The 13064-nt window shown below is 33.3% G+C and carries 8 protein-coding genes and 1 pseudogene; 6 read left to right on the top strand and 3 right to left on the bottom strand.

All coding sequences use genetic code 11. The features are described from left to right. Positions 1-4: 4 nt before the first annotated feature. The 3 genes from ushA (at position 5) to RAM17_RS05000 (ending at position 4215) form a co-directional block, all read left to right on the top strand. The gene (ushA, locus tag RAM17_RS05010; RefSeq protein ID WP_110448268.1) at positions 5-1690 is read left to right on the top strand and encodes a bifunctional UDP-sugar hydrolase/5'-nucleotidase UshA; all 1686 of its coding nucleotides are present in this window, start codon (positions 5-7) and stop codon (positions 1688-1690) included. Positions 1691-1820: 130 nt separating this feature from the next. Continuing rightward, positions 1821-3368, top strand: coding sequence for a YjjI family glycine radical enzyme (locus RAM17_RS05005; protein WP_198221821.1), 1548 nt, complete (start codon positions 1821-1823; stop codon positions 3366-3368). Next, positions 3343-4215: a YjjW family glycine radical enzyme activase gene (locus tag RAM17_RS05000; protein ID WP_110448270.1), complete on the top strand. Its 873-nt coding sequence runs from the start codon at positions 3343-3345 to the stop codon at positions 4213-4215. Before RAM17_RS05005 ends, RAM17_RS05000 begins: the two co-directional genes overlap by 26 nt. Before the next feature lie 212 nt (positions 4216-4427). Here RAM17_RS05000 and RAM17_RS04995 read toward each other — a convergent pair whose 3' ends face one another. After that, positions 4428-5912 carry a hypothetical protein gene (locus RAM17_RS04995; protein ID WP_146208343.1) on the bottom strand — a complete coding sequence of 495 codons (1485 nt, stop codon included), beginning with the start codon at positions 5910-5912 and terminating at the stop codon, positions 4428-4430. A gap of 639 nt (positions 5913-6551) precedes the next feature. Further along, positions 6552-8717: pseudogene (locus tag RAM17_RS04990) on the bottom strand (Tex family protein); the annotation flags it as partial. Positions 8718-8761: 44 nt separating this feature from the next. Here RAM17_RS04990 and greB point away from each other — a divergent pair. The 3 genes from greB to RAM17_RS04975 all read left to right on the top strand — a co-directional run bounded on the left by greB (position 8762) and on the right by RAM17_RS04975 (position 12173). After that, on the top strand, positions 8762-9244 hold the full coding sequence (gene greB, locus RAM17_RS04985; protein WP_110448273.1) for a transcription elongation factor GreB: 483 nt from the start codon (positions 8762-8764) through the stop codon (positions 9242-9244). Between the two features lie 95 nt (positions 9245-9339). Beyond that, positions 9340-10440 (top strand): YcbX family protein, encoded by a 1101-nt coding sequence (locus RAM17_RS04980; protein WP_110448274.1) that lies wholly within the window; start codon positions 9340-9342, stop codon positions 10438-10440. A 65-nt stretch (positions 10441-10505) separates the two neighbouring features. Then, entirely contained in the window at positions 10506-12173 is a 1668-nt protein-coding gene (locus RAM17_RS04975; protein ID WP_110448275.1) for a tetratricopeptide repeat protein, read from the top strand. 110 nt (positions 12174-12283) lie between these two features. On the opposite strand, the gene RAM17_RS04970 is transcribed toward RAM17_RS04975, so the two are convergent. After that, positions 12284-12865 carry a cell division protein ZapC gene (locus RAM17_RS04970; protein ID WP_198199184.1) on the bottom strand — a complete coding sequence of 194 codons (582 nt, stop codon included), beginning with the start codon at positions 12863-12865 and terminating at the stop codon, positions 12284-12286. Positions 12866-13064 lie beyond the last annotated feature (199 nt).

Raw genomic sequence — 13064 nt, 5'->3', positions numbered from 1 at the left:
CATCATGCATCGTTTAAAATTAAACAAAAAACTGTCACTACTTGTTATTTTAAGTTTGTTTTCAGTCAATTCATTCGCAGCTGTTGCTACCAAACAGTCTACGGCACCTGCTTGGGAAAAAGACAAGTCCTATTCTTTTACTATTTTACATACTAACGATCATCATGGCCGTTTTTGGCAAAATGATATTGGTGAATATGGGTTAGCAGCACAAAAAACAGTTGTTGACCAAATAAGAAAAGAAGTAGCAGAAAAAGGCGGAAAATTACTTCTGCTTTCTGGCGGAGACATTAATACTGGTGTTCCTGAATCCGATGTGTTACAAGCAAAGCCCGATTTTATCGGTATGAATGAAATTGGCTATGATGCAATGGCAGTAGGTAATCACGAATTTGATCATCCGTTAGCGATTATTCGTGAACAACAAAAATGGGCTCATTTTCCATTTTTATCAGCAAATACTTACTTCAAAAATACCGATAATCGTGTTTTTGATGCCTATAAAATATTTGATTTAAATGGTATTAAAGTTGCAGTATTTGGTTTAACCACTGATGACACTATTTTCCTTGCTTCGCCTAAAAATACCGATGGTGTTGAATTTCGTAAAACGCTACCAGAAGCGGAAAAAGTCATTAGCCAAATTAAAAGCAATGAACGTCCAGATATGATTATTGCGGTTACTCATATGGGGCATTATGAAAATGGTGAGCATGGTTCAATGGCTCCAGGTGATGTTGAGCTAGCCCGAGGATTAAAAGCTGGTGAACTAGATATGATTGTCGGTGGCCACTCACAGAACCCAGTATGTATGGCTAGCCCTAACAAACGTATTACCGAATATGTCCCTGGAACACCTTGTGCTCCAGATCAACAAAATGGTACGTGGATTGTTCAAGCTCATGAATGGGGGAAATATGTTGGTCGTGCTGACTTCGTATTCTTAAACGGTAAAATTACCCTCAAAAATTATCAGTTAATTCCAATTAATTTGAAAAAAGAAGTTGATAACGGTAACAATACCAAACGTCTTGAATATTACACCAGTGAAATCGAACAGGATAAAAAACTGTTGGAAACACTAAAACCTTATCAAGAACAAGGTAAACAACAATTACTCATTAAAAGTGGTGAGTTAACCGGTCGTTTAGAAGGCGATCGTAACGTAGTTAGATATCAACAAAGTAATATGGGGCAATTATTACTTAGTGCCTTTATTGAAAAGACAAATGCCGATATTGGTATTATGTCTGGAGGTATGATTCGTGACTCACTTATAGAAGGCGATATTACTTATCGTGATATTTTGAAAGTTGAACCATTTGGTAATAGTGTTGTTTACTTTGAATTAACCGGAAATGAATTAATCGATTATCTTAAAGTTGCATTAGGTAAAAAACAGGGTTCGGGTGGTTATACGCATTTAAAAAATATTAGCCTAACTAAAACTGGCGATACTATCAGCGACATTAAAATTAATAATGAACCAATTGATTTGCAAAAATCATATCGAATTGCAACATTAGACTTTTTAGCCGCTGGTGGAGATGGTTACCCTATCGTCAATAACTCGCCAACTTATGTGGATACAGGTTATCGAGATGCCGACGCAGTAAAACAATATTTTGAAGCGCATTCACCAATTAATGCAGCCGATTATCAACCGTCTAACTTTATTTTAGAAAAATAATTCTATGGTTTAAAACAGAAATATAAAAACTAATGGCACTGATAATCATAATTCTCAGTGCTAATAACTAAATGATTAGTCATAAAGATTTAATCTTTGCTTTCAGCATATAGGTAATATAGAGGTATTTATGAACATGACAGAATTTCAAAAAAATTGTTACGATATAGTGACCGATGCCAATTTGTCACCCAAACAAAAAGCGAACCTTCTCGCATTAGCCGCAGAAAATAATTTACCTTATGTTGATTTAGATAGTGAAACGCAAAATGCGCTCAATGAACGGGTAATTTGTGATATGTACGAAGGACATGCACCGTATAAACCTCGTTATGTGTTACCTGATTATGCAAAATTTCTTAAACAAGGATCTGAATACTTAGAACTCGAACCAGCAAAAACCTTTGATGATGCATTAAATATGCTCACTATTGCTTATCATCACGTACCTTCGGTCACTGGTATGCCGGTTTATTTAGGCTGTTTAGATCAAGTGTTACTTCCTTATGTTGGTGATTTGACAGAAGAAGAACTTTATCCACGATTAAAGCGTTTTTGGATTATGCTGGATCGCAATCTTCCTGATGCATTTATGCATGCCAATATTGGGCCAACCGATAATGTGATCTGTCGGGTTATTTTACGTGTTGATCGCGAACTTAAACAAGTTGCCCCTAATTTAACTTTTATTTATGATGAAGATATCACACCAGAATCTTTACTAAATACCGCAATTGGAAACATTTGTGAAACAGCAAAACCACATATTGCTAATAATATGATGATTAAAAAAGATTTTGATGAAAAAGGTTATGGTGTTGTGAGTTGTTATAACTCTCTTCCTGTGGCTGGTGGTGGTAGCACTTTATCAAGAATCAATTTAAAAGAGGTTGCGTTAAAAAGTAGAAGTATCACCGACTTTTTACAAAATACTTTACCTTATTATTGTCAATTGCAATTAAATTTGATCAAAGCAAGATCGGAATTCCTTTATGAAAAATCTAATTTCTTCCAAAATAGTTTTTTAGTGAAGGAAGGATTAATTGACGCTACCCGATTTGCACCAATGTTCGGTATTTATGCCATGGCTGAAGCAGTCAATATTTTACAAGAAAAATCTAACTTAACCGGACGTTATGGTGTTGACGAAGATGCGAATGAATTGGCAACAACCATTTCTAAACAGCTAGCTGACTTTATTGACAGCCATACAATTAAGCATGCTTGGAAAGGTAAAGCAATGTTACATGCTCAATCTGGCATCAGTTCAGATAGAGGCGCTACGCCAGGTTTACGTATTCCTTATGGTCATGAACCAGATCCAGTAACCCATATTATGGCATTATTCAAACACCATAAGTATTATACCTCTGGCATTAGTGATATTTTAACCATTGATGAAACGATTAAAAATAACCCATTAGCCTTAGTACAGATTTGTAAGGCGGCATTTAAATTTGGTTTTCGTGAATTTACCGCTAATATCAGTGGCAATGATCTGGTCCGTGTAACTGGCTATATGGTGAGATTGTCAGATATCAAAAAATATAAACAAGAAGGTTCACGAATTAATACCACATTTTTAGGTAGTGAAGCAGCCGAAGATACCGATAACAATAGTTACTTATGCCGAACACCTCGAGTAATTAGTCATGAACAAGTCATGGGCAATCGTTAATAAACTTTTACCTTTTTCTTGTGTTGACGGACCGGGAAACCGGTTAGTTATTTTTTTACAAGGTTGTAATTTTAAATGTTTAAATTGCCATAATCCTTACACCATTTCACGGTGTAAGAATTGTGGTGATTGCGTTACTACCTGTCCACATCAAGCATTAACATTTATCAATAACAAAGTGATTTGGCAATCTTCAAATTGCCAGCAATGTGATACCTGTATTAATACTTGTAGTTATCAATCCACACCAATGACCTATAACTACAATGTTGAAGATATTCTACTCGAAATTCGTAAATACTTACCTTTTCTAAATGGCATTACAATTAGCGGTGGTGAAGCAACATTACAATTACCTTTTATTGAAAAATTATTTCGAGCAATTAAACAAGCAGATGATTTAAAACACCTGACTTGTTTTATTGATAGTAATGGTTACTTAGCTGAAACTGGCTGGCAAAAAGTTGAAAAGGTTATGGACGGTGCGATGATCGATCTAAAAGCTTGGGATACTCAAGTTCATAAAAAACTCACAGGTCGGGATAATGATCGCGTCAAACAAACCATTGAATATCTAGCCAAAATAGAAAAACTATATGAAGTCAGATTTTTAGTGATTCCCGAGCATACTGATTTGCAAAACAGTGCTAAACAACTTGCTAATTTTCTAATAAGACTCAATCCACAACCACAAATTAAAGTCAGAATTAATGCTTTTCATAATCATGGTGTACATGGCATAGCCAAAACATGGCCAGCGGCTACACAACAGCAAATCGAATCTTTTGCTGCTAAATTAAAACATTATGGATTACAGAATATTATTTTGCCGAGTGTATATTTGTAATATTTTGAAAACAAGATCATAAACGAAGCGACTAGTGGCAATAGCTATCTACCTTAAAAGGTCTACAAGCTCAAAAAATTGAAGTTTTTCGTTTGGCTATAATATTAAGAATATATTAGAGTAATAAATTTATTTAACTAAAACGCATCAAAAGAAGTTTCATTACAAAATATTAGCAATTTTGTAATGAAACATAAAATATCGCAAAATTATCAGTACTTAACACACATAGTAAAAGCGGAATCTGGCTCTACAATAACATTACCTTCAACAGAACCAATACTATAACGCCTTGTCAAACCATTGTTATCTTTTAATTGCGACAATTCGTAAGTGAAATAAAAGTCATAAGCAACAAAGTGTTTTAAAGAATCCGTTATATCTGCCATCATATCTCTTCCTGAATTATCAATACCATTAGGCGCATATGGATACAGTTTTCCCCACTCGGATATTAATCCTTCACCGATAGCTCTTTTATAACCGTTTTGAGGTATATACCAATTTTCATTATTTGTTACACCAGTAGCTAAAAATGAATTGGTTAATTCGGCTCTAGATGGTAATCGGTCGTTATTAGCAGTGCACAACCTTTCAGCGGTATTATAATCTACCCAATTTAACTGTTGTTGGTATATATACATCCAATGATTTAATGAAAAACGATAATAAAACTGAGCTTTAGTCTGATTATTCTTTACCAATATTATAAATTGATCATCTTTTGCGGGAGCATTGTCAGTAAATTTAAATTCACTTTTTGAATCTGGATTTGAACTCCTTGCAGTACTTATTAAAGCACCATTAGGATTTTTAACTAATGTATAAGTATAATTAGATATTGCATTTACGGGTACAATTCTAAATCTTGCTTCAGGAAATGCAGTAGTAGGGAAATGATGACCTGTTGAATCAGTAGCTGAAGCTTTAAATCCTGAATGTAAAACAAATTGATCTGGATTGTAAGCATCTGTACGATTGATAGTATCTGCACCGTACGACAACCAATTATCCGTTTCGCTCCAACCACCTTTTGCAATTATGGCTAATACCCCTGGTCTAATATAACAAATACCATCGTTAGCTTTTACGGTAAATGTTTTTGAAATTTCTTTAGGCTGAGATTCGGCGGGATTACCATACTGAGTTTTAGCAGAAATACTAAAAGTAAGTTTTAGTGTTGAATCACCTTTATAAGTAGCTGAATTACAAATATTACTACCTAATGGAGCTGTTGAATCAGAAGAAATTATATTATTTTTACTATCACGCCATTCAGCTGTTACACTATCCACTTTAAAATTTTTGCTACTTCCCAAATAATCACCATCAACATCAATAATATCATCATCGTTCATGGCTGAAAAATCAATATCAAATGAATACATGCTTGGTGAGGTATCATAAGCAACAGATATTTCATTAGACGAACCTGGGGTAATAACTAGAGGAGCATTATTTGGTACCTGCAATTTTAGTTGAATACCATTAAGCGCTTTTGCACTACCTGACATTTTAATTTCAGGAGCATTACCATGAATATACATTTGCGTAGTCACGGATAATGATAAAATTGCAAATAGATTATTGGAAAAAATCAATAACATTAATAGCAATAATCTCTTTTTGAAAAATAATCTCAAAGAAATTTTTTTTAAAACAACAGTACAATTATTCATCGCTACTCCTCTACTCATAAACTTCTCCGCCTATCCGAATAAGATTATTGATTTGAAGCATTAGTGAATTAACAATTTTTATAAGTTGTTCAAAAATTGTTACCCGTTAATATCAGAGCTAAGACAATTAAAATCGTTATTTTTCTAACAGAAATTCATCCATATCTAATATACGGCTCGAACAAAATAATTTGACTACAACAATTTGTTTGTTGTTTAAGACTTAAATCGTAACATCCTAAATTTTAAAACTTGTAAAATAAGAACATCAGACAAAATTTGGAAAAGCTAAAAAGGTAAGACTCAATAAAGAAACTGAATTTGAAAACAGTTACTAATTAATTCAAATTTAGTAGTAGCATTATTATATATGATTATACTTTGATAAGGGAATAGTAAAAAAAATTATTTTCCGTTTATTAATACTAATTCATTGAAGAATTTAAAAGTAATGATATTAATTAAGTTATATCTCAATAATCAAAAAGGGGATAATTCCCCTCTTTTTAATTTGATATATAATTACTTGCCTTTTTTAAATGCGGCAGCAAATGCATTACCCATAGCACTGTTAGTCAGCGTTGCAGCAGATTGATTTTTATTAGATACCTTATTGTTAGCCGATCTGCTACTATCTTGTTTCGGCGTAGCTGTATCATCTAAACGCATTGATAAAGCAATACGTTTTCGGGCAATATCAACTTCTATTACTTTCACTTTAACAATATCGCCTGCTTTTACAATGCTTCGCGGATCATCAACAAATCGATCTGATAATGCTGAAATATGAACTAGACCATCTTGATGCACACCGATATCAACAAAAGCACCAAAATTTGTCACATTAGTTACAGCCCCTTCCATAACCATACCGATTTTTAGGTCTTCCATTGTTTCAATGTTATCGGCAAATTGCGCTGTTTTAAATTCAGGCCTTGGATCTCGTCCTGGTTTATCTAATTCTTTAATAATATCAGTTACTGTCGGCACACCAAAATGGCCATCAACATAATCGATAGCTTTTAGTGATTTAAGATAATTCGAATCACCTAAAATGTCTTTTAAGGCTTTATGATTTTTTTCTAAAATCCTTTCAACAACAGGATAGGCCTCCGGATGAACCGCTGATGCATCAAGCGGATTTGCACCTTCCATAATTCTTAAAAAACCGGCACATTGTTCAAAAGCTTTGGGACCTAATCGTGACACTTTTAATAATTGTTTTCTATCAGTAAATTGACCATTTTGGTTACGCCAATCGACAATATTTTGGGCGATCACTTTATTAAGGCCAGCAATACGAGCAAGTAACATCATAGAGGCTGTATTTAAGTTAACCCCTACCGCATTTACCCCATCTTCAACTACTGCATCAAGTTTTTTAGCTAATTGAGTTTGACTTACATCATGTTGATATTGACCAACACCTATCGATTTTGGATCAATTTTCACTAATTCAGCTAATGGATCTTGTAAGCGTCGAGCGATTGAAACGGCTCCTCGAATTGATACATCTAAATCAGGAAACTCTTGTGCAGCAAGTTCTGAAGCCGAATAAACAGATGCACCAGCTTCACTTACAATCACTTTTTGACCTTTTACTTCTGGATATTTCTTTTGTACATCAAGATAAAAACGTTCTGTCTCTCGTGAAGCCGTACCATTACCGATTGCGACAAGTTCAACTTGATATTTTATACATAACGCCGCAACAACCATTGCCGCTTTATCCGCCTGACCGGTATGTGGATAAATAGTTTCGGTAGCAACTAATTTTCCTGTTCCATCAACAACAGCAATTTTAACACCGGTACGTAAACCCGGATCCATACCCATGGTAACTTTCATACCAGCCGGTGCGGCCATTAACATATCATGAAGGTTAGCCGCAAAAACGTTGATAGCTTCTTCCTCAGCTCTTTCTCGCAGCGTAGTCATAAGTTCAGTTTCCATATGCATTAAGATTTTAATGCGCCATGTCCAGTTGATCACTGCTTTTCGCCACTTATCAGCTGGCTGATCGTTGAAGCGCACACCTAAATGTTCAGTAACAATCTGCTCGCAATAACTCTCTTTAGGTGCTTCTTCAAACTGTGGATCAGCATTTAATGATAACTGTAAAAATCCTTCATTTCGACCACGGAACATCGCTAAAGCTCGATGTGATGGTACTTTGGAAATAAGTTCACTTTGCGCAAAATAATCTCTAAATTTAGCACCTTCTTCCTCTTTACCGGTAATAACTTGAGAAACAAGGTGGGCATTATTCCAAAGATAATGACGAACTTTAGCTAGTAAAGCGGCGTCTTCGGCAAAGCGCTCCATTAAAATATAACGCGCTCCATCTAATGCTGATTTAGTATCAGCTACACCTTTTTCTGAATCAATATATTTTTCAGCTTCTGCTTCTGGATTGAGATCCGGGCGTTGCCATAAATTATCAGCAAGTGGTTCAAGACCTGCTTCGATTGCAATTTGCCCACGAGTACGACGTTTTGGTTTATAAGGGAGATAGAGATCTTCTAATTCGGTCTTACTAAGGGTATTGGTAATTTTTTGACTTAATTCAGAGGTTAATTTACCTTGTTCCTCAATTGATTTTAAAATCGTTAGTTTACGATCTTCAAGTTCTCGCAAATAACTTAAACGACTATCTAAAGTACGTAACTGGGTATCATCTAATCCTCCCGTTACCTCTTTACGATACCGAGCAATAAATGGCACGGTGCTTCCATCGTCTAATAATTGAATGGCGGCTAAAACTTGTTCTGGTTTTACGGTTAATTCACCCGCTATAATATGGCTAATTTGATTATTTATCATGGTATCTCTGTATATCTTGTCGATTAACGGAATTTATATTCATCATGCAAAAAGCTAATTATATAACAAGAGAAGGCTACTTGGCACTCGATCGTGAGTTGAAATATTTATGGAAAGAAGAAAGACCTAAAGTAACTCAGGCAGTATCTGATGCCGCAGCACTCGGTGATCGTAGTGAAAATGCCGAATACATTTATGGAAAAAGAAGGTTACGCGAAATTGATAGACGAGTTCGTTTTCTAACTAAACGTTTAGAGACGCTAACCATCGTTGATCCAGATCCACGTCAAGAAGGTAAGGTTTTTTTTGGCGCATGGGTAAAACTTGAAGATGAATCTGGAGAATTACATATTTATCGTATTGTTGGTGCTGATGAATTTGATCCGAAAAAAAATTGGATATCAATTAATAGTCCTGTTGCTAGAGCCTTAATAGGTCATAAAATTGATGATGAAATATCAGTTTTAACACCAAATGGTAAAACATATTATGTTATTGTTGATATCAGTTATCAAAAAATAAGATGATTAAGCAAACCAAAATAATTTACCATATTATTCTCCCACTATAAGAAATTGGCTATATAATTTTATTTAATAATAAATTTAAGTTTTTAAACATAATGATCAAAGTTAACCAACTATTTATCTATCCTATTAAATCGATGCAAGGTATAGCATTAACAGCCGCCAATAGTATTGATGGTGGTTTTAAATATGACCGTATTTTGATGATAAGTGAACCAGATGGCACCTTTATTACGGCTAGACAATATCCAGTACTTTTAAAACTTAAAACTACTTTACAAAATAATAAAATAAGGGTTTCGCTGCCAACTAACCAATCAATAACTATTGATTTTGATGAGTTTTCATTAAGCAATGAAGCCACAGAGGTCTGGGGAAATCACTTCACCTCACATATTGCACCAATAAAAGTTAATCAATTTTTTAGTCATATTCTCAAAAAAGATGTACAAATGCGCTGGATAGGCAAACAACTAACCAGAAGAACTAAACGCTACCCAGACGTACCGGTAAGTTTTGCCGATGGTTATCCCTATTTATTATTAAATCAAGCTTCATTCAATTATCTGCAACAGCAATGTCCTGAAACATTGGATATTCAGCAATTTCGTGGCAATATTATTATTGATGGTGCTCTTCCGTTTGCTGAAGATGGATGGAAAACGATTAAAATAGGCGAAGTAATTTTTGATATCGTTAAACCTTGTACCCGTTGTGTACTAACCACCTTCAATGTTAATTCGGCCAAAGCATTACCGAATAATGAACCTTTAAGAACTTTAGGTTACTTTAGAGCTGATTTAGAAGGGAAAATCGATTTTGGCATAAATATGATTGCTCGCAATCATGGCAGTGTATCTATTGGCGATAACATTGAGATACTTGAGCGGCAACCTGCTAAAAATTACATAAAAAACTTCCCTAAACAAACAACAAAAGACTCTCAACTTTGTACAATTACATTCGAAGATAAAAAAATTGTCGGTAATAATCAGCAAACAATTTTAGAACAACTCGAACAACATCATATTTCACTCCCTAATTCTTGTCGAGCTGGCGTATGTGGCCGTTGCTCAGTATTATTAAAAAAAGGAAATGTAAAATCTTTAACTCAATCAGCAGTCAAACAAAATAAACATATTCTTGCTTGTAGTTGTATACCTAAAGGGGATATCACGATAGAATTGGTAAAATGAAAATAACTTTTTTTGCAGGACGTAAAATTTATTAAAATTATAAGAAAGATAAAAGGTTATCATGGATGTTTAGAAAATTATTTTTATTTATATTTCTCTGTTCGCTTTCTACAGCTGTATTTTCTTTGGATCATTATAAAATGGTGTTTGATGATATAAAGGAAGGAAAAGAAGCTAAAATTCTTAAAGAACTAAATGAAGGCAATACAACAAACCTCAGTACCCTTTCACAATTAGGTATGAATTATATCGAATTAGCGCATAATTTTAGCTTAAAAAATTGTAAAAAGGTTTACAAAATTAATGAGTTGGTGTCTAGTTGGAAGGATCATTTTGTTTTGACCGAAGATATCTACTATAACGAATATGATGAGGAAAAAGAATATAATGACTCCTTATCATATAGATGTAAAAAAGTAGATTATGCAGACATAAATTATTTTATTAAACCTAAATTAGTGGATAAAGGATTATCACTAATTCGAATAGCAATCCTGAATGGTGATTTAAACGCAGTTAGATTATTAATAGATTTAAAAGATTCAGATAAAATACCATACGGTTATGTCATTAATTTAATTGAATGTTTAAAAACAGATAATGAGATAAATGTTAATCAATATGCATCATTTTTAATTGGGCAAGAGTATCTTACCTCCCCACAGATTGATCCAACAAGCGCATTGCAACAATTTGCTAATGCAACAGATATTGATGATCCATCTTTATCCTATTTTATTGCTTACGCTAAAATTGAAAAGCTAATTGAGGATTTATTAGATAATAAATACAGTTTTAGTGACGAAGATTATAAACATGAAAACAAAATAATTGATAAAGATACCTTAGAAAATATTCAAGAGAAAGCTTCTCGAGGCAATATAAAATCCCTACTTTATTTGAGCAAATATTATGTAAACGAAGTAAAGCTAAGTAAAGCTTTGATGTATTTTAATCAAGCTTGCTCACTAGCGTCTTCACGAGCATGTGAAATGTATCAGTTACAGTTCAAGCTTTCAGAAAATCGAGAATTTTACACTTTATTAGAAAAATTTGATAAAGATACACTTGATCCTGAAATAGCCATTGCCATTGCTAAATGGTGTGAATCACACCACAAGTATTTAGCTGCAATTTATTTCTATTCACATGTTGCTGATAACAATCCTCAATTATTTCTTCATATAGCTGATTTATATCCTAAAACAGAGCTTTTTACCTCCGAAAAAGATGCAGAAATATTGAAAAATTATATCAAGTACGTGAATTATGTTAAAAGTCCTAAAATCATGGAAAAGATTGCTTTCAAGTATGACGATGATTCAAATCTTGATCAAAAAATTTATTGGTTAGAAGCGGCTGCAAATGCGGGTAGTTTTTCATCTAAACAAACATTATCCGAAATGTATATGAAAGGCGATTATGTAACTCAAAATTATGACAAAGCAATTTACTGGCATCAAAGATACTGTTTCGATGAACAAGATGGATATACATGGGGAAGTTGTATTGCTTTAAATAAATTAAAACAAGATCCTCAATTACAACGTGCATTAGATAATGGTGATATGGAGGCCCAGTACAAAGTAGGTTCAATGTTTATTGAACATACAACATTGTATGAAATAGGGGTAGATTTACTTGAAAAAGCAGCCAAACAAGGTCATAGCTCAGCTGAACTGAGACTAATTTTGAATCGTAGTAAACGCAGCGATTTAAACTTTTCTCAATGATATTAAATTGAAAGTAAAATTATTTTATTAGATGGAATTGTTAATTTAAAAAAGAATAGATTAATAAATGAGTAGAAACTTGCTACTCATTTTGAATAAAATTATATTAATTAAGAAATGGCTTTTAATGCTAATTGCTCATTCTCAGAAACTGCTGAATTTTCTGTTTTTGCTAATGAGTTAACTAAAGCTAATCTGTCATTCATCACTTTGATTGCTTCTGAAAAATAGAAAGTTTTATTCATCGCTACAAATGTTGGTTGTGCAATAATACAAAGTGAGGCGTTTTCACCCGCTTCAACAACTAATAAACATACTTTTTGGCCATTCTCTTGCATATTTACGCTAACAACATCAGCTACTTTAGGTTGGTAAAACATTGGCTGTTGAGAAAAATACCAGCTTTTAGGCATTTGTGGCTTTAAAAAATTTGCTGCAACAATTGCATTAATGGATAATTCAATTTTTTGAGAGTCAGTTAACGCCAACGATTGACAGCTATCATAAAACTGATAATAAGCTGTTGCATCATCAACTGAAAAAGAAAACTCATTAAATACATCTGGAATTAATATTTTGCTAGCATAATTACAACGAAATAGCATTTCTGATGAAATTTCAAGCATTAAACTATCATATTCATTATCAAAATACCAACGCCAGCTGTCTGTTGGTCGAAAAGCCATTTTCATTGATATTTCATCCTTTCAAATTGAACTAAATTTGAACAAAATATATCATGATTTATATAAAAAATAAATAAAAATTTAAAATAAGAAAATTTTAATTATTTAATTTTTAAAAATTTTATGTCGATCCACTCAAGAACAAAATGATCTAAGTTAGATCTAAATTTAGATCTTAATGATCCTTTCGGATCAAATTTAATTT

It is taken from the genome of Gilliamella apis (genome assembly GCF_030758615.1).
In the GTDB taxonomy this organism is placed as follows: Bacteria; Pseudomonadota; Gammaproteobacteria; order Enterobacterales; family Orbaceae; genus Gilliamella; species Gilliamella apis_A.
The sequence above is the reverse complement of the archived record's forward strand: the minus strand, read 5'-3'. Positions and strand labels throughout refer to the sequence as shown.